The following is a 22,528-nucleotide window of genomic DNA, read 5'->3' on the forward strand; positions in this document are numbered from 1 at the left end:
GTGAGGGGTGAGGCGATGGACAGGCACCTGAAGTTTGGCATTGAAGAGGAATACTTCATTACGGACCTGGCCACCCGGCGTATGGCCGAGAATCCTCCCGACGTATCGATTGAAGCGTGTCAGGGGGTGCTCGGCGATTGTTTCGCCCATGAAATGTTCAAGGGGCAGATCGAAGTCGCGTCCCCCATCTTCACCAGCGTCGCGCAAGCAGCGCAGTACCTGTTTTCTGCGCGCTCAAGGTTGCGGGGGACGCTCGAACGTCACGGTCTGGGACTGCTCAGTGCCGGCAGCCACCCGTTGAGCGATTGGCGTTTGCAGCACGCCACCGACCATCCTCATTTTGTTCAACTGTTTGAAGACTACCAGCGCGTGGCAAGGCGCAGCGTGCTGTCCGGCCTGCACGTGCATGTTGAAGTGCCAGGGCACGTGGACCGTATTCAAGTGATGAACGAGGTCTTGCCGTGGTTGCCGCTGTTGTTGGCACTGAGCACATCGTCACCTTTTTGGGACGGCGCCGACAGCGGCTTCATGAGCTACCGTCAAACGGCGTGTGATGAATGGCCGCGGATGGGCATTCCTGAATTCTTCGAAGATCAAAGCGCCTATGAAGCCTACGTCGCCATGCTGATCCGCACCGGCACGATCAAGCAGGCGGGCGATTGCTGGTGGGGCTTACGACCTGCCGCGAAATACCCAACGCTGGAGATGCGCATGACGGATGCCTGTCCGCGCCTGGATGACGTCTTGTGCATCGCCTCTTTGTTTCGCTTGCTGGTGGCCCATGCCATTGACCAACCTCGCCCGGGATTGAGTTATTCGCAAGTGTCACAATGGATCCTCAAGGAAAATCGCTGGCGGGCGAAACGGTCCGGCATCCACGCAGCCTTCATCGTTGAAGGCTACGATCGACCGTTCTCTGCGGCGCAATGGCTGTTCAGGGCGCAACAGATTCTTGGAGACACGGCGCAGAAGATGGGCGTGGAGGATGTGTTCGCCCAGGCCCGCCGGATTCTCCGGGACGGCACCAGTGCGGACCGGCAGCGGAGAGTGTATGCGCGAGCCTTGCGTGGGGGAGGGGATGTTGACGCCGCGTTGTCGCAAGTCGTGGATCAACTGCTGATGGAAACGTCGCAGGCGCCGTGCATCAGTGAAACGGCGCTCACCTAAGACCGAAGATAATCTCCAGCCGAACAAGCCCCCTGTGGCGAGTAATGCTGTTCACTTAAACGCAACGTCGTATCTGTGGCGAGGGAGCTTGCTCCCGTTGGACTGCGCAGCAGGCCCTTTTTGGGGGCGCTTCGCGACCCAGCGGGAGCAAGCTCCCTCGCCACAGGGTTCTTGTTCGACTGGAGATTGTCTTGGATCAGTGAAGGTTTGAGTTTTGGAGTCCGGGTGAATTGATGACAAGGCGGGATTGGAGCCTGCACTGGCCCAATCCCGCGCGCAGCTATTTCAGCCCTGCAACGGCGGTGTCCGAGGCGGGATCATTCGTTTGCTGCCGGCCGACTCAAACGCCGAAGCAAAGCGCAGCAGCGCTGAGTCGTCATAGGCACGACCGGCAAAGGTCAGCCCGACCGGCATGCCGATGTCCGGCATGACGCCCATCGGCACCGTGACCGTCGGCACACCGAGGTGGCGGATGGCGAGGTTGCCGTTGGCGACCCACACACCGTTACTCCACGCGATGTCCGCCGACTGCGGATCGACATCGGCATTTGCCGGCCCGACGTCGGCCACTGTCGGAAACAGCACCGCATCGAGCTTCAGCCGGTCCATCCAGTCTTCAAGGTCGATTCGACGTGTTTCTTCAAGCCCGCGCAGGCCGTCCGGCAGCGTGGTGATCTGATCCCACGGCGTGATGCCACGCTCGGCCATCTTCACGTATTCGTCCATGCCGGCGGCAAGGTCGTCTTCGCGATTGGGCAGGGTGCCCGGGTCATGCGGGAAGATCAGCGGCCCGTCGACATCGGCCAGGCGATTCAGTTTCGGATCACCGTTGGCCCGCAGAAAATCATCGAACGCCCAGGCCGACAGGTCCCACAACTCATGGTGCAGGAACTCCTTGGACACCAGGCCGCGGGTGAACACGGTCGGTGCGCCCGGACGATCGCCTTCGCAATTCGATACCAGCGGGAAGTCGACTTCGACCACCTCTGCACCAGCGGCTTCGAGTGCCCGCCGGGCGTCTTCCCAGAGACCGATCACGCTAGGGCGGGTATTGATTTTCTGCCCCGTCGGGCCACCGATGCCCGGCGCCTCGCTGGTGCCCGCGTCAGGGTCCGCGTTGATGTACATGCGCGGCACGCCGAAGCGTTTTCCAGCGAGCGCATCGGTGGTCGCGGCCAGCCCGGCGTAGGACGCGGGGCGCACCGACGCGACGCTCGGTATCGGCACCCAGGGTTGCAGCCGCCACAGATCGCCGCGTGTATCCGGGTCTTGCGCCACCACCACGTCGAGCACTTCAAGCAGGTCGGCCATGGTTCGCGCGTAGGGCACAACCACGTCCATCGTCGGCGTCAGCGGCCAGTTGCCGCGCACCGAAATCACCCCGCGCGAAGGGGTATAGGCGCACAAGCCATTGTTCGAGGCCGGACCGCGTCCGCTCGACCAGGTTTCTTCGGCAAGGCCGAAGGCCGCGAAACTGGCGGCGGTGGCCGTCCCGGCGCCGTTCGATGAGCCCGATGCGAAAGGCGCCGTCAGGTAGTCAGCGTTGTACGGGCTCTCGGCCCGGCCATAGACCCCGCGCTGCATGCCGCCATTGGCCATCGGCGGCATGTTGGTCTTGCCCAGGCAGATGGCCCCGGCGGCGCGCAGCCGTTCGATGGTGAAGGCATCGCGATAGGCAATCAGGTTTTTGAAGGCCGGACTGCCAGAGGCCGCGGTGAGGCCTTTCACCAGATAACTGTCCTTGGCCGTGTAGGGAATGCCATCCAGCGGGCCGAGCGTTTCGCCCTTGGCCCGACGGGCATCGGACGCTTGCGCTTCGTTGAGCGCCTCGGGGTTGCGAACCACTACCGCGTTGAGCGCGGTTGGCGTGTCGGGGCCGTCGTAGGCGTCGATCCTGGCAAGGTAGGCCTGGACCAGTTCAACTGCCGTGGTCTGGCCAGACTCCAGCGCCGCTCGCAATCGGGCAATGGACACTTCGGTGACTTCGATCATGCTGTTACCACTGACGGCTGATGGGGAAGGAGGTGGCGGTTGGCCTCTTGCCAGGTCTTGGGCTCAGGGGTATCACTTGTCTGAAAATGGGTGTTCATATCGATTTCTCGTTTCACGGCAATACACGACAGGGTCTGGACTTGAAACCTGGGCTGCCTATTTAGCACCAAGGAAGGCACGGAGGGAAACGGTGCAGCGGATTGTGCCGGTTACGACACCTTCTGTTCCATCCCGTCGTGTTTGATTCAGAGGAGATGCAACATGGACCGATTCACCGGTGGCTGCGTGTGCGGCAATGTTCGAATCGAGGCATCAGGACGGCCCTACCGGGTCGGCCTTTGCCACTGCCTCGATTGTCGCAAGCATCATGGGGCCCTTTTCAATGCCAGCGCGATCTTCCCTCAGGAGGCGGTGACGATCGAGGGCGAAACACGCGACTACGCCGGGCGGCATTTTTGTCCGCGCTGTGGATCGTCCGTTTTCGCACGCACCGCCGATGAAATCGAAGTGAACCTAGGGTCTCTCGATGCCCCTGATCAACTGACGCCAACCTACGAAAGCTGGATCGTGCGTCGCGAGTCCTGGTTGCCGGCGTTTGCGCTCATCAGGCACTACGAACACGACCGTGAGGGTACGGGGCGTTTGGAGGAGTAGGGCGTTCTGCGAAAGCAGTCAAGCCTTGACCCAGCGTTGACGGCTCCAGCTGCTCAATGAATCGACGGCGATCACCAGTAGCAACATGGCCAGGATTACCGTGCTGGCTTGAGCTTCCTGGAACAGGCTGAGGCTGACATACAGCATTTGCCCCAAACCACCGGCGCCGACGAATCCGAGCACACTGGCCATGCGAATGTTGTTTTCCCAGCGGTACAGGATGTACGCCAGCAGCTGCGGCAACAGGTTGGGCAGGGTGCCGTAACAGAACGCCGAGATGGCATTGCCGCCCTGCAGGCGGATGGCGTCGGCCGGTTCGGGCGGGGTGTTTTCCAGTGCTTCGGCAAACAGCCGGCCGAGTACGCCGGTGGTGTGCAAGGCCAAGGCGAGGGTGCCTGCATTGGGGCCGAGTCCAGCGGCCAGCACCATCAGCGCCGCCCATACCAGTTCCGGGACCGCGCGCAAGGCATTGAGGACCAGGCGCGATGCACTCTGCAACGGCCAGCCGAAACGCCCGGCCGCGGGCAATGCCAACAGTAGCCCGAAGACCGCCGCGAGCAGGGTGCCCAAGGCGGACATGGCAATGGTTTCCAGCGCGCCGTGACCGATGGCTTGCAGATGACCCGCGCTCAGGTCCGGGCTGAGGAAACGCTGCACATAGGCAGCCATCTGCTTCAGGTTGCCGGCGCTGCCGAGTTCGCCGAGGTCGATGCTTAGGTAGATGAACGAGGCGACTGCCGCAGCGCCAATGCTCAGGAGCAGCACCAGATTGATCAGGCGATTCATGTCAGCCTCCAGCGCAGCAGACGGCTGAGTTGATCGGCCAGCAGCACCAGGACGAGGAACGTCAGTAACAAACTGGCCACTTCACCTCCGGCGAACATGCGTAGCGACAGATCCATTTGCTGACCCAGACCGCCGGCACCGACAAAGCCCATCACCACCGAGGCGCGGATCGCGCACTCCCAGCGGTACACCGTGTACGACAGCAGCTCCGCCGCGACATTGGGCAAAATCCCGTAGCAAAACGCTGCCAGTCGACCGCTGCCTGAACGCAGTAATGCATGGGCCGGTCGCTGATCGACCGACTCGAAAATTTCTGCGTAGACCTTGCCCAACATGCCGCTGTAGGTAATCGCAATAGCCAATACCCCGGCGGTCGGGCCGAGGCCGACGGCGCGCACGAACAGCAGGGCCCAGACGATTTCCGGCACGCTGCGCAGGAAGATCAACAAACCGCGTACCGGCCAACGCAGCAGTTGGCCGCCGAAGCTTGGGTGACCGGCACGGGATGCGGCCGACAGCGACAGGGCGCGACTGGCCAGCAGGCTGGCAGGGACGGCCAATAGCAACGCCAGGGCCATACCGGCCGTGGCGATGGCCAGGGTCTGCAGAGTGGCTTGCAACAGCAGTTCGATGAACTCGGCGTCATGGGCCGGAGGCCAGAAGGCGGAAACAAACCGGCCCATCTCGCTCTGACTGTCACTCGCCACTAAAACGCCGAGGTCCAATTCGCTGAAGTGGATGCCCGGCCACAACAGGGCGAGCGCCAGCAGGGTGAGGAGCAAACGGGGCAGGGCGGCGGGATCGCGCGAGGCAGACGTCAGCATCGGGGAATCTGCACACTCAAGGACACTGGAGGCACCGGTGAGGTGTGCAATTGCTCATTGGCGTAGAGCGTGTCGAGCAGCTCGCGGTCGACGTCGCCGGCCGCAAGGTCGAACAGGATCTGCCCGTCACGCAGGCCGATGATCCGCGAAAAGTGCGCCAGGGCCAGCTCCACCGCATGCAGGCTGGCGATCAGGGTGACGTTGTGCTCCCGGGCGTGGCGGCAGAGCACCGAAAGCGTGTGTTCGGCCAGCACCGGGTCCATTGCCGAAACCGGCTCATCGGCCAGCAGCACCTCGGGCGCTTGATACAACACGCGGGCAATGCCCACGCGCTGTAGCTGGCCGCCGGACAGTTGCTGGCAGTGTGCGAACAGTTTATCGCCCAGGTCCAGCCTGGCCAGCGCCGCGCGGGCGCCCGGAATATCCAGAGGATGCATCAGGTTCAGCAGGCTCTTGCCCAGGCCCCATTGACCCAACTTTCCGGCCAGCACCGCGGTGACCACACGCTGGCGCGGTGGCAGGGGCGGCGATTGATGGATCAGCCCGATGCGTGCGCGCAAACGCTGGCGCTGCCGGGCAGACAGCTGCCACGCTCGCTCGCCGAGCACCTGCAACTCGCCGTTGTCCGGTCGCAACGCGGTGGCCAGCAAGTTGAGCAGGCTCGACTTGCCAGCGCCGGACGGGCCGATGACGGCAACCTGCTCGCCTGCACCGATGTGCAGGTTCACCTCTCGCAATGCCTTGACGCCGTTGGCATGGGTCAGGCTGGCCTGGGTCAGACGCAAGGTCATTTCAGCAGGTCGGCAGCGCGTGCGGCTTCCTCGATGCCTTTGTAATTGTCAGGGCTGGTTTCGATGAACCGGCTGGCCGCCTGCAAATCGAGAATTTCCTTGTCCTTCGGGTTCGCCGGATCGAGTGCCAGGAAGGCCGCCTTGATCTTCGCCGCCAGCGCCGGGTCGAGGGTCCCGCGCACTGTCCAGTTGTAGTCGAAGTAGGCCGGGGTGGTCGCGAACACTTTGACTTTGGCGGTGTCGACCTTGCCGGCAGCGACCAGTTTTTCCCACACGCTGGCGTTCAGCACCCCGGCGTCCACCTTGCCGGCCTGGACCCAGGCGACGGTGGCGTCATGGGCGCCCGAGTAGCCGACGCGGCTGAAGTAGGTTTCTGGCTTGATGCCATCCTTGAGCATGAAATAGCGCGGCATGAGACTGCCCGACGTGGAGGACACCGAGCCGAACGCGAAGGTCTTGCCTTTCAGGTCGGCGAGGGATTTGACGTTCGGGTCGGCGGTGATGAATTTGCTGGTGAACTGGGCATCCTGTTCGCGCTGCACCAGCGGAATGGCATTACCGGTTTTCAGGCGTGCCTGCACAAACGTGAAGCCGCCCAGCCAGGCCAGGTCGATGCGGTCGGTGGCCAGCGCTTCGACCACGGCCGGATAGTCGCTCACCGGCACGAACTCAACCTTCATGCCCAGCTTTTGCTCCAGATAAACGCCCAGCGGCTTGAACTTGCGCAGCAGTTCAGTAGGGGCTTCATCGGGAATCGCGCTGACTTTCAAGGTGTCGGCGGCCTGCGCCAACAGGCTGCCAAATGTCAGGGTAAGGCCGACGGCCAATGCCAGGGTACGCTTGAGCATGGAAGCTCTCCGGTGAATGAACTGAAAAATGATCGATGCGCCTGACGCAAGCTGAACTTGCTTGGCGCTTTGTGAGGGTAGACGAAGCGGGGGCATATTAACCGGTTTTGACCTAGTCAATATGTGTCGTGATGGACTGCACAACCATTGCTCGAACTGAACCTTGACCACGCCGTTGGCATTTAACCGGCATTTTAATCGCTCTCATTGTTTTCTGACGCAAACAGGCCTGCGTGTACGCTTTTGGGCGAGCGCTACGCGTCCCTGTTTTTTGAGTGCTTTAAACATGTTTGGGCGCGCGCGTTTAAAGACACTCGGCGTTACGTCCTAACGGCTACAACGCCTTGCGTCGTTGCCTACGCGTGCGCCAGAATCCGCCGGCTTGTGCGTCTAGGGCGTGGGTTCTATCGTGGTCTCGTCACTAAAAACAGTGATGGGTTTGGTAGACCCTCAGCATCGACGCATTGCGTCACCTTCAGCGGTCCTTTCTCAGGACTGCGATTTTATGGTGGCCATGCGTAGGGCTCCTTCGGGGGCGCCGGTTCCGATGCCCGGTCTACCAACCTCCGTATGGCCGCCACCCTCCGTTTGGTAGCGAGAGGGCGATGGCTCCTTTTTAAGTAGCATCGGAGTGTCATCCATGATCAAACCAACACCCAACCCACCGGACACCAATCCGGCATCCCCCTACGAATCCCTCGATTCCAGAAAACTCCACGAAGCCGCCGAACGCGCCCTCGACCACTACCTCAATCCGGGCGCCCACATCATGGCCAGCAACCACGAACCCGAACCGATGTTCCTCGCCAACCCGGCATACGACACCGAGTCCCTGCTGGCCAACGCCAGTGAATCACTGGGCTCGGCCACTACTATGCTCAGCAATTTTGCGGCGTTATTGGATAACTCACATCGCAAGACGCTGTTGGGGATTACCCAAGTGGTGATGTTGGGGGAGTTGGCGGTGAATCAGGCGTTGGATAAGGTTGAGGTGAAAGAGTAAGGGTGCACCCTCTGTGACGGTGGGTTAACCCGTCGTCACAGAGGGGAGGTGACTGTATCAGAATCAAAGGTCCGAACCGGAGGGCATTCGGTTATGAAAGATTTGCACAAAGTTGCCCAGCCTATTGCTCAGGTGTGTTCGTCCCTCTTCCTTCCCGTTCGAAGAACCGTTGCACTGGCGGGATGAGCGGGGCCGCATCGCCCCCTGACGCGAGGCCCCTGCAAAAAGTAACGACGAATTTGCCTCGACACATCCGGCGCTTTGGGTCGACTGCGGCTTTTCGTGACTGACTGCAGTCGGCCAATAGCTGACCTTGCAGATCGGCTGCCAGAAAGCCACTTTTCCACTGCTATGCTAACAACGTCTGTTTCTACGCCAGAGACGAGCACATGGCAGCACAAGGCATTTTTTATTCATTGCACATCGTCAGAGGAACGCCCCGCGATGCGACACTCACTTAAGCATTCGAGACTTCGTTTTGGCTTTTTGCTGACTGTTATCTCAATGGGGCTAACTGCTTGTTCCAGTAACGACAATATCAATACACCTGCCAAAGCCATTGCTCGACCACCGATCGATGATAGCGAGACGTCTTCTGTACGTGTCACTACCAGTTGGATACAACACTCGCTTAGTCAAGCTGAATGCCTGAAGCACGCTCAATCAGCGCTTACAAAAGCGAGATATTTTGTTGATGCCGGAGACAGGTCCGTTTTTGGGTTTCGTCAAGGGATGACTTTTTCGATCCGCTGCGACTACGAAGGCGTTGCATTTTTAGCAGTGGCTTATCGCCACAGACCCAGTGTTGAAACGCAGGATCGGATTTTGAATGAAATAACCAGGTTATTTTAAGGACTGGTGACAGGCAGCAAACGGCCAGGAGCAGCCAGTCAGATGTGTTTGGATAATCTGGAGTGATCCGGAGTACCGATTAATGCTTGCATGGGTTGAATGCCTCCAACTCCCCACGGGGAAGAGGTACTCCGATGTCCCATGGGGCATAGTTGTTCGGCAAGGGGACATTGGAAGACCAGTTTCCGGTTGCACGAACAAACAAGCCGTCTTGTACGGTAAGCAACGGTATGTGTTGGGACTGTAAATACCGAACTACTTGCGCCCTTTTTTTCACGTCCATTGCTCCTACAGTTTCGCCTAGGCTCAACGCGTAAAAATGCTCCGCCTCGAATAGGTGCACAGGCATCGTGTCCTGCTCCCCCCTCCAGATGTAACCGCATTGCACCTTGGGCGCGCGAAGTTCGCCAGCTTGCCGGTAGTGCTTATTGTCGAAAATTACCAAACGTAAACCACTACGCTCCGAGACAAGCAGCCCTTTTGTCGGTTCAGCTGGTTTCGTAACTCCATAGGGAACAGACATCCAGTTTGCCGGCACAACAAGTTCCGGCACTCCATCAAGTGCAAGGTCGCTCACCAGTTGAGAGGTAGCCTCTGGAGTTCCATAGGGCGCCTGGTACGCACATCCAGCAATCAGCGAGGTGGCAAAGGCCAGAGCAAACAAAACCTTCTTCATACGACCCTTCCTGAAAAGGCTCGTATTCAACACCAATTTCCCGTCTATCACCACTCGCCTATTTTGCAGAGCGCGGCAGCCACATCCGCATAAATGTCTCTAGTCAGAAGCCGCAATCGTTGGATTCAGATCAGTCGTCACATGCAGAAATTGGCCGTTAGCGACCTTGCGCGAAAGGCAGCTATGGGTCAATCCAAGTCATTCAGCCGCCAATCATCCACCCCGCGTAAGGCTTCGTTGGAACCCTTTTCTGAGAGCGCTGAAGAGTGCACGTGTCAGTAAGACGCGTGCACGGGCGTTCCCTTGTGGTTCTAACATGACGTCCGGGCGACTAGCGTCAAATTTGTCGAAGATTAGCGCCATGGGCCGGCAGTGCCCGGGGCAGGATGCCTTCCTGGAATTCACAAGTCCGGCAGTTGCTGCGGGCACGATGAGGGCTTAGTTAACCAACACCTCGTCCAATGCCTGCTCGAGGGTGCTGACCGTGCGCTCGATATTGTGCAGCTTTTCGAGTCCGAACAGACCGATGCGGAAGGTCTGGAAGTCGGCCGGCTCGTCGCATTGCAACGGCACTCCGGCGGCGATCTGCAGGCCGTGGTTGGCAAATTTCTTGCCGCTCTTGATGTCGGCATCATCGGTGTAGCTCACCACTACGCCAGGCGCCTGAAAGCCCGCTGCGGCCACGCTCTTGATGCCTTTGCCGGTCAACATTGCCCGCACCCGATCGCCCAGGGCCTGTTGTTCGTCGCGGACCTTGTCGAAACCGTAGGCTTGCGTCTCTTTCATCACTTCGTTAAATCGCGCGAGGGAATCGCTGGGCATGGTCGCATGGTAGGCATATCCGCCCTGTTCGTAGGCCTGCATGATCTGAAGCCACTTTTTCAGGTCGCAGGCGAAGCTGCTGCTTTGCGTCCGCTCGATGCGCTCGAGGGCCAACGAACTGAGCATCACCAGTGCGCAGCAAGGGGAGGCGCTCCAGCCTTTCTGCGGTGCGCTGATCAGCAGGTCGACTGCGCATTGCTGCATATCAACCCAAAGCGTGCCTGAGGCGATGCAGTCCAGCACGAACAGGCCACCCACCGCGTGCACGGCGTCGCCGACGGCCCGCAGGTACTCGTCGGGCAGGATAATCCCTGATGAGGTTTCAACGTGGGGGGCGAAGACAATCTGCGGCTTCTGCGCCTGAATGGCTGCCAGCACTTCGTCCAGAGGGGGCGGGGCGTAGGCCGCCTGGCGACCAGTCTCGACAGGTCGGGCTTTCAGCACCGTGGTGGCCGCCGGGATGTTGCCCATCTCAAGGATCTGGCTCCAGCGATAACTGAACCAGCCATTGCGTATCACCAGGCATTGCTGGTCGGTGGCAAACTGGCGCGCCACCGCTTCCATGCCAAATGTGCCGCTGCCCGGAACCACCGCAACAGCCTGGGCGTTGTAGACCTGTTTCAAGGTCCTGGAAATGTTCTTCATCACGTCTTGAAATGACTGCGACATGTGGTTGAGCGAGCGGTCGGTGTAGACCACTGAGTACTCGACCAACCCCTCGGGATCGATACTGGGATATACCTTTGACATGGGGTGACTCCTTTGGCAGAGATGTCAGTGGTATCGACCCTGCCCTAAGCCTTGGCAAATGACAAGATTACTCGGGATCGAATTGCGACTTCTGTCGAGCGGTTGGTATCACCTGTGGGCGGCAACGGGTTCTAACTGCGTAGATTGCGCACATGAAATACAACGGTAAAAAGCAGGCAATTACCGATAACGAGTAAAACGGTGCTACTGCCCCCAGTCCGGTTGGTCGACAACGATGGTGCAACGCGGCAATCAGGTTACAACCAGTCTGTCCACTGACTGCTTATGACCGATTACAGCCTGTCGCGAAGGGCAGCAACCGACCCATTGCAAACATTCATGTCTGCCTCTACAGAGGAATTTAGGGCTCAAAATGCGATTCATGGATTGAGTCATCATTTTTCGATAGCGGAACTTCAGAAACGCCACGTCATGTTGCCGGTCAGGGCTTGAATCCAGGCATCGTCGAACTGACCGGAGACTCGGTTGCCCGAGATCGACTTGGTCTGGTCCACCGGCATGTCGCCGAGCCAGACCATGGCCCAACTGACGTTGATGTCGGTGTCTTGGTTCAGAGCATAGGTGGCGCCTGTGGCGATGCGCCAGGACTCGCCCATAGGTACGATCACGCTGCGTTTGCTATCGGAGACAGCGCTGCTGTCGTAGGCCACGCCGACATTCCACAGCCATTGCTCGGTGGCCTGGTACTGCGCGCCAAGGGACAGGTGCCAGGTGTCCTTGAAACTGGCATCGACCGATTTCGACTGCGCGCCAAACGCCGTGGTGTCGACCTGTACGCCGATCTCACCGAATTCCGACCAGTCCTGCCAGTTGGCCGAGGCCAGCAAGGCCCATTGCCGGTCCAGTTGCTGGAACAGGCTGAGGGTCACGGTCTGCGGCACGGTGGTGTCGAGTTTGGTGTTGGTGTCGCTGATGCGTTCCAGCAAACGGCCGTCGCCTTTTACATCCAGCCGGTCTTCGAAGTCCAGGTCGACTTTGCTGGTGTAGGCCAGGCCAATGCGGGTGCCGGATTGCGGGGCATAGATCACCCCGACGTTGGCGCCATAACCCCAGGCACCATCCTTGTACTTGTACTGACCGTCAGCGCGATCGGTGAAACCGAAGGGAGAGCGGTCGATGGCGGTTTGCGCCTGCAACATGCCGTACATGGCCTTGACGCCAACGCCCACCGACCATTGCTCGTTGAAGCGATACGCCACGCTGGGCACCAGGGACAGACCCAGCAGGCTGGAGTTCTGCGCGAAGTAGCGGCCGGACCAATCGTTGTCGTAGTTGACCGCCAAGCCGAAGTCGCCGTACTGGCCGAAGCCGACGCTCCAATGTTCATCCAGTTCATGGCTGATGAAGAAACTGCCACCGGGGATCGGTTCGAGGGCATTGCCACTGCCGCTGCCGGCCACATTGCTGCCGGCGTCGCGATCGAAGCTCAGGTCGCCATACAGCACTTGCAAGCCGCCGGTGATCTGCGTGCCCGGCAGGTAACTCATACCCGCCGGGTTACTGGCGATGGTCGCTGGGCCTTGGGCCCGGGCGGCGGCACCGGCGTTGGCCAGGCCAGCGTTATCGGTGCCGATTTCGTAGAGCATGATGCCGCCGGCCCAGGCTTGCTGGCAGCACAGCGCGAGGAGCGTACAAGCAGGCAGGGCAGTGGTTTTGGTTGGCATGGTTAACCTCTATCCATTATCGAATTAACGTAGCGCACGCACACATGTCCATGGAGTAACAGCAGGCGTCCCACGCGCCTTCTCAAGTCGAATTGATACTAGTCGAGAAAACCTGAACTAAGCTCTCCGGGTCGCTTCGCATCGAGGCGGTACACCGCAGTGGTAGTGCATATTCTCGTTATCGAGAAGGAGCTACTGATGAGCAAAGTCGTCCACCTCATGCCTGTCATTGCCCTGGTAATTATCTGGCCCGATACCGGCAAAACTGCCGATAGCCAGGCCGAGCTGGCCAAACAATCACTGAACCCGGTTGCTGCGCTGTACAGCGTGCCGATTCAGTACAACTGGAACCAGAAACTCGGCCCCAGTGGCGAGGGCTACCAAAGCGTCACCAATATCCAGCCGGTGCTGCCCTTCACCCTCAATGACGAGTGGAACCTTATTTCCCGAACCATCCTGCCAGTTATCGATCAACACGGTCTGGTACCGGGTGGGCAGGCGGACAAGTCCGGGGTCGGTGATGTGACCCAGAGCTTCTTTTTTTCACCCAAACACCCGACCGCGAGCGGCTGGATTTGGGGGGCAGGACCGGTAATCCTGGTGCCAACCGGCAGTGATGAGCTGTTGAGTGGTGAGCAGTGGGGGGCGGGTCCTACCGTGGTTGCCCTCAAGCAAAGTAACGGCTGGACCCGCGGTATCCTGGCCAATCACATTTGGTCGCTGGACCAAAGCCCTCCCGATGACAAAGACAAAATCAACCAGACCTTCCTGCAACCGTTCTTCAGCTACACCACCCCTACCTACACCACCTTCGGCATCAACACTGAGTCCACCTACGACTGGCAAACCCGCGAATGGTCAGTGCCAATCAACCTGTTCGTGACCCAGCTGTTCAAAGTGGGTCATCAACCCATGAGCTTGCAAGTGGGCCCTCGGTATTGGGCTGAAAGTCCGAAAGATGGCGCACAAGGCTGGGGGTTTCGGGTGGCGTATACGCTGTTGTTTCCAAAATGATTCCAGCTCCGCTGATGCATCTGTAGGCGTCACGAGTGGTCGCTGCTCGCAAACGTCAAAATGGCGAAGTGGCGACCTCTGATGAAGCCGCCATGTTTCTCCTGTCTGATCAGTTACCTGCTGGCATCGGCAGGTTGATGCCTTCCTTTTTCAAGGTGTCACGCACGGATTGGAATTTCTGGTATTGCGACAGCTCGATCGGCCCGTCATAACCCATGCTTTGCAGTTTGCGTGGTGGGTAATCGACGTAGGTTTTCATTAGCTTCATGATCGCGCCTGTGATCGGCACCATCGTCCAGGTACGCTCAGTAAAGTTGTTCATGAACAGGTCATAGCGCTCTTGCGGGTCTTGCCACAAGTCAAAGACCTGCGGCACGGTAGCTACATATTTTTCTGCGCCTTTCCATCCCAGGTTAGTGTCCACCGCCAGGCCGCCAGTTTGCGCGCCATCATCGCCGCGCAGGTTGAATACGGCCTTGTAGTTTCCGACACGCGCCGCACCCGGGGACAGTTCGTTCTCGGTGAAGTAGAACCACTCCTTGCGCGGAGAAGGGCCACTGCCGGTGAGTACAGGGGTCATGTCGTAACTGTCGAAGATGATTGGCTGACCTTCGCGATCTTTTTCCGGCAGCTTCACGCCAGCGACAGAGGCGAAGGTCGCCATCAAATCCAGGCCACCGAGCAGCTCGTGGTTTTTTGTGTCGGGCTTGATCTTGTCTGGCCAGACGGCAATGGCGGGTACCCGGTTACCGCCCTCACGCACTGTGCCCTTGGTCCCGCGGAACGGGGTGTAGCCGGCGTCCGGATAAACATCCTGCCAGGCACCGTTGTCAGTGGTGTAAACCACAAGCGTGTTCTTATCCAGGCCCAGTGCCTTGAGCTTGTCCAAAATGCGGCCGATGTGGGTATCGAGTTCGACCACCGAGTCGGCGTACTTGGACTTAGACATGGATTTATGCACGAACTCCGGTGCAGGCATGTTCGGCTGGTGCACTTTCATGAAATTGACGTTGATGAAAAACGGCTTGTCCGATTTGGCTGCCGTGTCGAGAAACTCCAGGGCAGCTTTTTCGACATAGTTGTCAAAGAACGGAATGCCGACCACGCCGGGTTTTCCATCCACGACAGGCGTGTCCACGTACTGGCCGTTGACCTTGAATTCTTCTATCGGTTTTTCCCCGGCCTTGCCGGACAATGCGCCCTTGGTCACCCGTTGGAACATGGCGCGGGTTTCCGGGTCCATGTCCGGGAACCAGGTCGGATCGGCGTAGGTGTAAGCGTTGAGGTGATACAGGCCGACGTATTTCATCACGTCATAACCTTGCGCATTGGGTAGCGCATAATCGGCTTCGCCCAAATGCCATTTGCCGGTGAAATAGGTGTCGTAGCCACCGGTTTTCAGCACCGATGCCAGCGTCCACTCGGCTGCTGGCAGGCCACCGCCCTGGCCCTGGAAGGCCACGGTGGTCATGCCGCTACGATTAGGAATACGCCCGGTTTGCATGGCTGCCCGACCCGGTGTGCAGCTTGGCTGGGCATAAAAAGAGTAAAAAGTGACCCCTTCCGCCGCCAGCTCATCGATGCTGGGCGTCGGCATGCCTCGACCGACCCCACCGCCGTAAGGACCCAGGTCGCCATAGCCGGTATCGTCGGAGACGATAAACAGAATATTGGTCTTTTCCGTCTGAGCCGCATGGGCAAGTCCGTTCAGTGACAAAAGCGCAGCAAACACTATTGATAGTTTGAAACGATCCGATAGCTGTTCCATACCAGGATTCCTCGTTGTTTCATGGTGCTGGCAACCGGTGATGGTGCACATCAACATTGACCCATGGTGCATTGACCACCGAGTAATTAGCCTAGGTACTGCGTACAGAATCATTTCCCCCTGTGGCATGACCATGCACGGGTTAAGGCGCAGGAAGGAGTCTAGTGCGTTTTTTTTCAAATGAACGGGGCGATAGCCGTGTTTTGTTGGTGTATGTAACGCCAGGATTACAAACTGACTAGATACCAACCATGAACGCGGTAAACACAATCGCCACAAAGCGCGACTCGACTTAAAAATGACTACCGACGGTTCATCGAGTCGCGTGTGCAATATCGCCGCAGAAAATATCGGCGCTGCCATCCTCGGGTGAAGTACGCACGACAACGGCGTACTTGCCGGAAAGCAGGTCTGGCATTGTAATGGGCGCGCTTCTGTAAAAGGTCCATCCACCGGTGCCTGCATTGGGTTCGTGTTGACCTTATCGTTCATTGCGTACGCGACTGGCCCGGGTTGCTGGCAACTGCCTTTGTTGATGAAGGTGTAGATGCGCGGCGGCAGGATGGTCCCGTTTGGAACGCCGGTAATGTAGAAGTCAAAGTTGGTTTGATTGCCTTCGCCAGTCAATGTAGTCGTGGCGGTATGACCAGGGTTTTTATGGGTCGCTGCCAACGGAAGATTCATTGATTGGTGTGAGGAGCTGGTGCAGCCGAAGAGACTTGCGGTAGTCAATAGCACTGATAGGGGGAGACGGAGTTTCATTGCCAACCTCCAATATTGGAAGTAGTGCGGTGGGGGGACTATTGGGTATAGCTCAATAACGTCGCTGTGCGTTCTTGAACGTCTACTTTTATAGCCCGTTAAATCCCTGAATCCCCCCGGTTTATCAATCAGACGTTGTGAGCTCGCATGCTCACACGCTTGAGCACCTGCAAGTAGGTGGGTGGTTGCGGCACGATGCCGCGCTGGCGCTAAAGTGCATGCAATTTAGGCAAGCGGAAATAGGGCGCTGACGCCATCAGATGATGCTCAATATGAAAATTGACCCGGATCGGCGCCACGCAAGCGCGGGCGATCCAACACGGACTGTGTGGTTCAGGTACTGAGCAGTACGTCCGGGCTTGATTCCAGGCAGGCATGCTCCGCCATGGAGCGAATGTTTCTCACTGATCGAACAGACCTGCTGGCAATTGGCGGCTGCGAAGGACTCTGCGTCGAATTGCGTCCAGAAGGCCTTCAGCCACAACGTGACCATCCCGCGTAACCCGCAATCCGGTCAGCCAACCGGCTAGAAAGAAGAAAGGGACAGATTTGTTTTCTGTACTTTTGACCGGCAGCTTCTGGCCGAGAGTGTGTAAAAACGTCAGATTTGGTTTTCTATATCGACGCCAGGAGACCGTGCTGACATTTCGCAAACTGATCAAGTCCGTGACGTTTCCAGGAACAGTTAAAACCGCTCAGCAAGCTCTTAAAGCCCTTTGGATGGGGCAAAAAAGACCGGTTTTTACGCCGTTAACGCTTTCATCAAGCCAGTGGTGCATATGGGGCGAGAGCGCACCGTCCTTCTTTGTTCTGATATCGGCGAACGACGCACCTGCCAGCGTCGGTAATGGGGTGACCATCAGTTTCGAAGCGCCGCCCCGTGCCGCCATCGACGCGTTCCATGCAGCCGCCTTGGCCGCTGGCGGTACCTGTGAATGCCTGCCGCGACCGCGTGGCTGGGCACCGAATGCCTACGCTGCCTATGCCCGTGATCTGGACGGCAACAAGAGGGCGGCCTATTGCTTCAGTCCCGATTAAAACCCGGTTCGCCTTGATTTTCGCCACCATGATCCTGTTGGACATACCCAGCAGGGCGTAGCGCAATTACTCCACTAGATGATCCACCAATGGGTGAACCGTCTCATCGACCGAGACCGGTGGCTGGACCCGCTGTCATTGGTCGGGCGCTAGCCACGTATCCACCACCCGCCGATCCAGTTCCTCCCAATCAGCCATGCCCAACACCCGCGTGGTGTTCAGCCCGCGCAAATAACCACGCAGCTGGTTGGCGGTGGCACGGGTTAACTCCCGGTCGTGCGGGTTTTCGCACAGCAGTACAGTTTCGTACTGGATCAAGTACTCGGCCACCCGGTCACGGAACTCGGGCAGGACGGCGTCGCGGATCAGGTCAAACGTTCTCAAGGAGAGGCCTCATCAATGTATTTCGGTTGTGATTGAGTGTGTACGAGTCTGCACGGCGCGCAACTATTGCGTGAAGTAATAGTGACAATCACGAAAGACAAGTTCTGCTTTGTCAGTAATCACCGGAAAATCGCCCCCATCGAACACAGCCCGTGACGCTGACCCGTCACGCGATGAACCGGACTTTTTATTTTCAGGATGACATCCATGCGCCCTTTATTTGTGCCTGCCATGGCGTTTGCCTCTTTATTGCTCGCCGGTTGCGCCTCTGCGCCGAACGACCCGACGCTGACCCTGCAGACCAGTAAGACACCTGCGCAATACGCCGACTGCGTCGTACCGAAATTGCAGGGCAGTGCGTTGAGCCCGACCGTCTCGCAGACCCAGCGCAGCTACCGGATCGTGGTGCCGAGCAAAGTCTCTGCGGACAACGTGCTGGAAGCCTACAAGTCCGGCAGTGGCGGCAAGGTGTTCATCTACGAGCGGCACTTGCTGGCCTCGAACTTCCTGCCGTCGAGTTTCGGACGCGCCGCCCAGGATTGCATCTGACCCCGGCCCGTAAACGTTTTTCAAGCGCTCCTTTGGTTGGCCGCAACCAACCAATTTTTTGCCCCGCACCGCCTTTCGGTCGCGGGGCTTTTTTTTGTCAGGGCCAACTCGAATCGCCATACGGCATCGATTGCCGGTCGATCTCACATGAATGAAAACAGGTTCCCGCGGCACGAAATAATCCTGTTCTCAGGACGCAAAGCATCGTAGTTTACGCGCCATAAATACAAGGACGTCAGGAGTGTAAGTGGGCGCTTATCGTTTGCTGTTGGCTATTCTTGTAGCCGTTTCTCATATGGGCAAAACGTTCGCGGGGCTTAACCCTGGCGTGGTTGCCGTGATTTCCTTTCTGATCATCAGCGGCTTTGTAATGACCTCGCTCATTGAGCGCAATTACAAGGCGCCGCAGAAAATCGGGCTGTTCTACATGGACAGGGCCTTGAGGCTTTACCCTCAATTCCTGTTCTACTTCCTGGCATCGTGCGCGGTGATTTATTGCCTGCTGCCCGGCACGCCTCAAGCCGCCGAGCTGACGCTCGGGAACATCGCGGCGAGCCTCACGATGGTGCCCCTCGGCTTCTACATGTTCGGGCTCGCCGGGCCGCTGATTCTGCCGCCGGCCTGGTCTCTGGGGCTGGAGATGTGTTTCTACCTGGTGATTCCATTCCTGTTGATCTACAAGGTGAGGGGCGTTGCGTTTGTCTTGTCTGTCGCCGTATTTATGACCGCGTGTCTTGGTTTCCTCAACACCGATGTGTACGGCTATCGCCTGTTGCCGGGCGTCTTGTTCATGTTCCTGTGCGGCAGCTACCTGTACAAACCGCAGGCGAAGGGTTTAGCGATCGCTGCCGGCACTGCCGTGGTGGCTGCCTTGATGTTTGCGGCCATCGAAGCGGGACTGATTGAGCGTCGGCCGTTTAACGCGGAGGTGACGGCGGGCATCGCCTTAGGCATCCCGGCCGTGTACGTGCTGACGAAACTCAAGTTTCACCGGGTTGACGAATTCCTCGGGGACATCAGCTATGGCGTGTTTTTGAATCACTTTGTGGTGATGTACTTCCTGCGTGCTTTCTGGCCCGTGGCCTACGACGCGCACATCGTTGCCGCCGTTCTGATCCTGTCGTTCGGGTTGAGCTGCGTTTCGTACTACAGCATCGAACGGCCGGCGCTGAAACTCCGCCATGCGCTTCGGGCGGGCGCGAGGTTCAGCGTGGGTAAACGGCGAGGCGGCGAAAAGGTGGCTTAGTGCGTGTGACTTCGTAGAGCCCGTCTCCACACTTTTGCATGAAACGATCACGCTAAGGTGCAAGCTCACCATACCCAGGTATGGTAGCTGGCGTGGTGCGTCGCGATGCAGACTCGATTCCTGAACGATCAGTCCCTTTCACCTCGAGAGAGTGGCTTTCGCTTAAGACCCCTTGAGTCAGGCAATCGGAGAATAACCATGACGACGCATCTGAACATCCCCACCCCAAAGGATGGAGCATCTCAGCCAGTGAGCGGTCAGCCGGACTCCGGCTTAAGCTTGTACACCACCTCGAATTTCGGCGGAACGGGGGCGCAAGAGATGGTTTCTTCGCGCTATGCCCTGCGAGTCGGCGAGATTGACGTACTGGTGATCAGCGATGGGGTGCTGCCGCTGCCGACGTCGACGATGTCCACCAATGTCGACCCCGCCGATCGCGAGGCCTGGTTCAAGGATCAATACCTGGGGCCGGACGCATTCGATTGGCCGCTCAACGTTCTGGTGCTGCGCAGCGGCGACCAGATCATCCTGGTCGACGCTGGGCTGGGTGGGCAATTCCCCGGCTTTCCGCGGGCCGGGCAGTTCCCCAAGCGTCTGGAGTCGGCCGGCATTGACCTGGCGTCGGTGACCGACGTGGTGATCACCCACATGCACATGGACCATATCGGCGGGCTGCTCGTCGATGAGGTGAAGAACCGGTTGCGTCCTGATGTGCGAATTCACGTTTCGGCGACCGAGGTCGATTTCTGGGCGACTCCCGACTTCACCCAAACCACCATGCCGACGCCGGTGCCCGACGTTTTGCGGTCCACGGCCCAGCAGTTCATGGATGCCTTCCACAACCAGCTGAAGACGTTCGAAGACGAATATGAGGTGGCACCGGGCGTGGTCGTCAAGCTGACCGGCGGCCACACTCCGGGGCACAGTGTGGTCTACGTGAACTCCGGCGGTGAGCGGTTGACGTTCGCAGGCGACGCGCTGTTCCCGGTCGCCTTCGAGCACCCTGAATGGCACAACGGCTTTGAACATGACCCGGAGGAAGCGTATCGCGTGCGCGTTCGCCTGATGCGTGAGGCGGCGGCGAGCGGCGAGCTGTTTGTCGCCACACACCTGCCGTTCCCCTCCGTTGGTCGAGTGGCCATCGACGGTGATGCCTTTCGCTGGATCGCGGCCATCTGGGACTATTGATCGCTCGCCGGAGCCGGATCTCCGTTCAGGCCAAGGCCGCCCGCTGGTGCGGGAAAAGCCGGCTTGGCGGGGGGGGGCGCACCCTTTGCCGGGCCAGCACTAAGCTGGCCCAAGGCGTATCAACACGGCGCAATGCCGGGCACACGGTCTCTCGATGCGATCTCGAACGACGGCATCGCCTATCAGCCTACGGAACCACCATTGCTCGACCCTCACCTTCTGAGAGAGGTCAACACTGCGCTTCTCCAGATCACAGGCGCATTGCGGGTCGTTCAGCAGCACCTGTCTATTTCCGCGTTGTGCACCCTGTGCGCCCCCCGGGGATCGGGTCCGGCCATTTAAGCTGATATCATTCGGGCGCTGACACACCGAGTGGAAAACCATGAATCGTCAAAAAAAAATCAAGCAGCTATTAAAGGCGCATGCCAAAAAAGCCAGTGCCAAACTGGCACCGGCAAGCAAGTCTAAATACATCAGCAAGGCTGATCGATTGAAGCTCGCGGCTGAATCCACTCTCGACCCCATCACGTCCTCTGAGAGCGAGTGAGTTGCAGGAAACAGTGGTCTGTGGTGTACAGCGATGTTTTGCCGACACGCCGATTCACTGTTAGCGCCGCATCCGTCCCTGGAGCGTCCAATGCCGCCCATCATCACGCGCCTGGTGGCGCTTGTTGTTCTTTGCCTGACGCTTGAAGTGTTCGCCCAGACCGGCGCCTGCCCGGCTGGCGAGAAGCAAGTGTGCCTGGACGGCTGCATCTGCCTGCCAGACATGGGACTGACGGATGACCTTTACCAGATCGCCGCGCCAGCCTTGGCGCTGTGGCTGACCCAAGCCCGCGCCGACGCCGCCGTCACCGGCCTGCAACCCATTCCACCGCACATCCGGGAGCAACTGCTGCGCTGGTACGATCCCGTCGTCCTCGATGCCGCGCGCTACAAAGTCAGCGATAGCGGCCAGTTCAACGCCGCCACTGCCATGCTGCAAAACCCCGATGTCGGTGCTGTGACGCTGATCGACATCATCCTCTTCCGGGATGCTGAAACCGCAGAACAGAACATCGTGCTCTGGGCGCACGAGCTCAAGCATGTGCAGCAGTTCCAGGAATGGGGGGTAGAAGGATTTGCCCAGCGGTATACACAAGATTTCAATGCGGTAGAGGCGCCGGCTTATGCCATACAGGCTGAGGTCAGGCGGACGTTGCGGGACGGAGCTGTCACTCATCCTTGAACCTGATCTGGAGCGGCGCATGAAAGTTGGTGTGATTTCCGATACTCACGGCTTGCTCCGTGCCGAAGCCCTGGCTGCCCTGGCGGGTTGTGAGCGGATCATTCACGCGGGTGACATCGGCAACGCCGACATTCTCGATCAACTCAAGGCTATCGCTGCGCTGTACGTTGTCCGTGGGAATAATGACCTGGACGCCCTGTGGGCAGAAAAACTTCCTGACCTTCTTCGTTTTGATCTCGACGGATGGGAAACGCTGCTGGTGCATGACATCGCCGATGTCCCGGCCGCGCTCGACTCAGCCATCAAGCTGGTGATCACCGGTCATTCGCACAAGCCACGGATAGAGTGGCGTGGCGACCGGCTTTACCTCAATCCCGGCAGTGCGGGGCGGCGGCGTTTCAAGCTGCCGGTGACGCTGGCGCTGCTGGATGTGTTCGAAACGTCCCTGGAACCGCGTCTGGTGTCTTTGCTGGAATGATGTTCAGAACTGGGTCGGCGGAA

The 22,528-nt window shown here is 58.8% G+C and carries 22 protein-coding genes and 1 pseudogene; 12 read left to right on the forward strand and 11 right to left on the reverse strand.

From position 1 onward, the window contains the following. Positions 1 to 15: 15 nt before the first annotated feature. The gene (locus tag RHP74_RS11135) at positions 16 to 1,167 is read left to right on the forward strand and encodes a carboxylate-amine ligase (RefSeq protein ID WP_077748800.1); all 1,152 of its coding nucleotides are present in this window, start codon (positions 16 to 18) and stop codon (positions 1,165 to 1,167) included. Positions 1,168 to 1,452: 285 nt separating this feature from the next. Here the strand turns inward: RHP74_RS11135 and RHP74_RS11140 are convergent, their stop codons facing one another. Then, positions 1,453 to 3,159, reverse strand: a complete 1,707-nt coding sequence (locus RHP74_RS11140) for an amidase (RefSeq protein WP_010459085.1) — start codon at positions 3,157 to 3,159, stop codon at positions 1,453 to 1,455. A 261-nt stretch (positions 3,160 to 3,420) separates the two neighbouring features. On the opposite strand from RHP74_RS11140, the gene RHP74_RS11145 reads away from it, so the two are divergent. Beyond that, positions 3,421 to 3,813 carry a GFA family protein gene (locus RHP74_RS11145; RefSeq protein ID WP_010459086.1) on the forward strand — a complete coding sequence of 131 codons (393 nt, stop codon included), beginning with the start codon at positions 3,421 to 3,423 and terminating at the stop codon, positions 3,811 to 3,813. An 18-nt stretch (positions 3,814 to 3,831) separates the two neighbouring features. On the opposite strand, the gene phnE is transcribed toward RHP74_RS11145, so the two are convergent. From phnE to RHP74_RS11165, 4 genes are read right to left on the reverse strand one after another with little or no spacing between them, the layout of a single operon-like run. Next, the gene (phnE, locus tag RHP74_RS11150; protein WP_154911600.1) at positions 3,832 to 4,599 is read right to left on the reverse strand and encodes a phosphonate ABC transporter, permease protein PhnE; all 768 of its coding nucleotides are present in this window, start codon (positions 4,597 to 4,599) and stop codon (positions 3,832 to 3,834) included. Beyond that, positions 4,596 to 5,423 carry an ABC transporter permease gene (locus tag RHP74_RS11155; RefSeq protein WP_172790662.1) on the reverse strand — a complete coding sequence of 276 codons (828 nt, stop codon included), beginning with the start codon at positions 5,421 to 5,423 and terminating at the stop codon, positions 4,596 to 4,598. Before RHP74_RS11155 ends, phnE begins: the two co-directional genes overlap by 4 nt. Continuing rightward, entirely contained in the window at positions 5,417 to 6,214 is a 798-nt protein-coding gene (locus RHP74_RS11160) for a phosphonate ABC transporter ATP-binding protein (protein WP_077748804.1), read from the reverse strand. The genes RHP74_RS11155 and RHP74_RS11160 overlap by 7 nt, the downstream gene beginning before the upstream one ends. Beyond that, positions 6,211 to 7,062, reverse strand: a complete 852-nt coding sequence (locus RHP74_RS11165) for a putative selenate ABC transporter substrate-binding protein (RefSeq protein ID WP_010459090.1) — start codon at positions 7,060 to 7,062, stop codon at positions 6,211 to 6,213. Before RHP74_RS11165 ends, RHP74_RS11160 begins: the two co-directional genes overlap by 4 nt. Positions 7,063 to 7,702: 640 nt before the next feature. On the opposite strand from RHP74_RS11165, the gene RHP74_RS11170 reads away from it, so the two are divergent. Both RHP74_RS11170 and RHP74_RS11175 read left to right on the forward strand, forming a co-directional pair. Then, a complete protein-coding gene (locus RHP74_RS11170; protein ID WP_010459091.1) occupies positions 7,703 to 8,065 on the forward strand; it encodes a DUF6124 family protein in 363 nt (120 codons plus the stop codon). 444 nt (positions 8,066 to 8,509) lie between these two features. Beyond that, positions 8,510 to 8,917 (forward strand): hypothetical protein, encoded by a 408-nt coding sequence (locus RHP74_RS11175; RefSeq protein ID WP_155953754.1) that lies wholly within the window; start codon positions 8,510 to 8,512, stop codon positions 8,915 to 8,917. A gap of 79 nt (positions 8,918 to 8,996) precedes the next feature. Here the strand turns inward: RHP74_RS11175 and RHP74_RS11180 are convergent, their stop codons facing one another. The 3 genes from RHP74_RS11180 to RHP74_RS11190 form a co-directional block, all read right to left on the reverse strand. Further along, positions 8,997 to 9,593 (reverse strand): hypothetical protein, encoded by a 597-nt coding sequence (locus tag RHP74_RS11180; RefSeq protein WP_311099397.1) that lies wholly within the window; start codon positions 9,591 to 9,593, stop codon positions 8,997 to 8,999. Positions 9,594 to 10,031: 438 nt separating this feature from the next. Next, positions 10,032 to 11,165, reverse strand: coding sequence for an aminotransferase class V-fold PLP-dependent enzyme (locus tag RHP74_RS11185; RefSeq protein ID WP_311099399.1), 1,134 nt, complete (start codon positions 11,163 to 11,165; stop codon positions 10,032 to 10,034). A 416-nt stretch (positions 11,166 to 11,581) separates the two neighbouring features. Continuing rightward, positions 11,582 to 12,850, reverse strand: coding sequence for an outer membrane protein transport protein (locus RHP74_RS11190; protein ID WP_311099401.1), 1,269 nt, complete (start codon positions 12,848 to 12,850; stop codon positions 11,582 to 11,584). A 219-nt stretch (positions 12,851 to 13,069) separates the two neighbouring features. On the opposite strand from RHP74_RS11190, the gene RHP74_RS11195 reads away from it, so the two are divergent. Beyond that, positions 13,070 to 13,864: a transporter gene (locus RHP74_RS11195; protein WP_229801855.1), complete on the forward strand. Its 795-nt coding sequence runs from the start codon at positions 13,070 to 13,072 to the stop codon at positions 13,862 to 13,864. A gap of 109 nt (positions 13,865 to 13,973) precedes the next feature. On the opposite strand, the gene RHP74_RS11200 is transcribed toward RHP74_RS11195, so the two are convergent. Both RHP74_RS11200 and RHP74_RS11205 read right to left on the reverse strand, forming a co-directional pair. Next, on the reverse strand, positions 13,974 to 15,632 hold the full coding sequence (locus RHP74_RS11200; protein ID WP_311099403.1) for an arylsulfatase: 1,659 nt from the start codon (positions 15,630 to 15,632) through the stop codon (positions 13,974 to 13,976). Between the two features lie 313 nt (positions 15,633 to 15,945). Further along, positions 15,946 to 16,394: pseudogene (locus RHP74_RS11205) on the reverse strand (hypothetical protein). Positions 16,395 to 16,943: 549 nt separating this feature from the next. On the opposite strand from RHP74_RS11205, the gene RHP74_RS11210 reads away from it, so the two are divergent. Further along, positions 16,944 to 17,432, forward strand: a complete 489-nt coding sequence (locus tag RHP74_RS11210; RefSeq protein ID WP_311099404.1) for a hypothetical protein — start codon at positions 16,944 to 16,946, stop codon at positions 17,430 to 17,432. A 135-nt stretch (positions 17,433 to 17,567) separates the two neighbouring features. On the opposite strand, the gene RHP74_RS11215 is transcribed toward RHP74_RS11210, so the two are convergent. After that, complete coding sequence (locus RHP74_RS11215; protein WP_077750078.1) at positions 17,568 to 17,816, reverse strand: hypothetical protein; 249 nt, start codon at positions 17,814 to 17,816, stop codon at positions 17,568 to 17,570. 207 nt (positions 17,817 to 18,023) lie between these two features. On the opposite strand from RHP74_RS11215, the gene RHP74_RS11220 reads away from it, so the two are divergent. The 6 genes from RHP74_RS11220 (at position 18,024) to RHP74_RS11245 (ending at position 22,505) form a co-directional block, all read left to right on the forward strand. Then, positions 18,024 to 18,365, forward strand: coding sequence for a hypothetical protein (locus tag RHP74_RS11220; protein ID WP_010459105.1), 342 nt, complete (start codon positions 18,024 to 18,026; stop codon positions 18,363 to 18,365). Positions 18,366 to 18,612: 247 nt separating this feature from the next. Continuing rightward, complete coding sequence (locus RHP74_RS11225) at positions 18,613 to 19,611, forward strand: acyltransferase (RefSeq protein WP_145310877.1); 999 nt, start codon at positions 18,613 to 18,615, stop codon at positions 19,609 to 19,611. A gap of 198 nt (positions 19,612 to 19,809) precedes the next feature. Further along, positions 19,810 to 20,799 (forward strand): MBL fold metallo-hydrolase, encoded by a 990-nt coding sequence (locus RHP74_RS11230; protein ID WP_311099406.1) that lies wholly within the window; start codon positions 19,810 to 19,812, stop codon positions 20,797 to 20,799. A gap of 382 nt (positions 20,800 to 21,181) precedes the next feature. Beyond that, positions 21,182 to 21,346 carry a DUF2986 domain-containing protein gene (locus RHP74_RS11235; RefSeq protein ID WP_311099408.1) on the forward strand — a complete coding sequence of 55 codons (165 nt, stop codon included), beginning with the start codon at positions 21,182 to 21,184 and terminating at the stop codon, positions 21,344 to 21,346. A gap of 90 nt (positions 21,347 to 21,436) precedes the next feature. Beyond that, positions 21,437 to 22,027 (forward strand): DUF4157 domain-containing protein, encoded by a 591-nt coding sequence (locus tag RHP74_RS11240; RefSeq protein ID WP_311099410.1) that lies wholly within the window; start codon positions 21,437 to 21,439, stop codon positions 22,025 to 22,027. A 19-nt stretch (positions 22,028 to 22,046) separates the two neighbouring features. Further along, complete coding sequence (locus RHP74_RS11245; protein WP_311099411.1) at positions 22,047 to 22,505, forward strand: metallophosphoesterase family protein; 459 nt, start codon at positions 22,047 to 22,049, stop codon at positions 22,503 to 22,505. The last annotated feature ends 23 nt before the right edge of the window (positions 22,506 to 22,528 follow it).

The sequence above is a fragment of the Pseudomonas sp. SG20052 genome (assembly GCF_031766055.1).
GTDB lineage: Bacteria > Pseudomonadota > Gammaproteobacteria > Pseudomonadales > Pseudomonadaceae > Aquipseudomonas > Aquipseudomonas mandelii.

What these genes read in the sequence shown, in the direction of transcription:
- RHP74_RS11230 (WP_311099406.1), top strand. Translation starts at nt 19,810, where the DNA reads ATGACGACGCATCTGAACATCCCCACCCCAAAGGATGGAGCATCTCAG.
- RHP74_RS11185 (WP_311099399.1), bottom strand. Translation starts at nt 11,165, where the DNA reads ATGTCAAAGGTATATCCCAGTATCGATCCCGAGGGGTTGGTCGAGTAC.
- RHP74_RS11220 (WP_010459105.1), top strand. Translation starts at nt 18,024, where the DNA reads ATGCGCCCTTTATTTGTGCCTGCCATGGCGTTTGCCTCTTTATTGCTC.
- RHP74_RS11240 (WP_311099410.1), top strand. Translation starts at nt 21,437, where the DNA reads ATGCCGCCCATCATCACGCGCCTGGTGGCGCTTGTTGTTCTTTGCCTG.
- RHP74_RS11140 (WP_010459085.1), bottom strand. Translation starts at nt 3,159, where the DNA reads ATGATCGAAGTCACCGAAGTGTCCATTGCCCGATTGCGAGCGGCGCTG.
- RHP74_RS11235 (WP_311099408.1), top strand. Translation starts at nt 21,182, where the DNA reads ATGAATCGTCAAAAAAAAATCAAGCAGCTATTAAAGGCGCATGCCAAA.
- RHP74_RS11175 (WP_155953754.1), top strand. Translation starts at nt 8,510, where the DNA reads ATGCGACACTCACTTAAGCATTCGAGACTTCGTTTTGGCTTTTTGCTG.
- RHP74_RS11180 (WP_311099397.1), bottom strand. Translation starts at nt 9,593, where the DNA reads ATGAAGAAGGTTTTGTTTGCTCTGGCCTTTGCCACCTCGCTGATTGCT.
- RHP74_RS11200 (WP_311099403.1), bottom strand. Translation starts at nt 15,632, where the DNA reads ATGGAACAGCTATCGGATCGTTTCAAACTATCAATAGTGTTTGCTGCG.
- RHP74_RS11165 (WP_010459090.1), bottom strand. Translation starts at nt 7,062, where the DNA reads ATGCTCAAGCGTACCCTGGCATTGGCCGTCGGCCTTACCCTGACATTT.
- RHP74_RS11170 (WP_010459091.1), top strand. Translation starts at nt 7,703, where the DNA reads ATGATCAAACCAACACCCAACCCACCGGACACCAATCCGGCATCCCCC.
- RHP74_RS11190 (WP_311099401.1), bottom strand. Translation starts at nt 12,850, where the DNA reads ATGCCAACCAAAACCACTGCCCTGCCTGCTTGTACGCTCCTCGCGCTG.
- RHP74_RS11245 (WP_311099411.1), top strand. Translation starts at nt 22,047, where the DNA reads ATGAAAGTTGGTGTGATTTCCGATACTCACGGCTTGCTCCGTGCCGAA.
- RHP74_RS11160 (WP_077748804.1), bottom strand. Translation starts at nt 6,214, where the DNA reads ATGACCTTGCGTCTGACCCAGGCCAGCCTGACCCATGCCAACGGCGTC.
- RHP74_RS11145 (WP_010459086.1), top strand. Translation starts at nt 3,421, where the DNA reads ATGGACCGATTCACCGGTGGCTGCGTGTGCGGCAATGTTCGAATCGAG.
- RHP74_RS11155 (WP_172790662.1), bottom strand. Translation starts at nt 5,423, where the DNA reads ATGCTGACGTCTGCCTCGCGCGATCCCGCCGCCCTGCCCCGTTTGCTC.
- RHP74_RS11135 (WP_077748800.1), top strand. Translation starts at nt 16, where the DNA reads ATGGACAGGCACCTGAAGTTTGGCATTGAAGAGGAATACTTCATTACG.
- phnE (WP_154911600.1), bottom strand. Translation starts at nt 4,599, where the DNA reads ATGAATCGCCTGATCAATCTGGTGCTGCTCCTGAGCATTGGCGCTGCG.
- RHP74_RS11195 (WP_229801855.1), top strand. Translation starts at nt 13,070, where the DNA reads ATGCCTGTCATTGCCCTGGTAATTATCTGGCCCGATACCGGCAAAACT.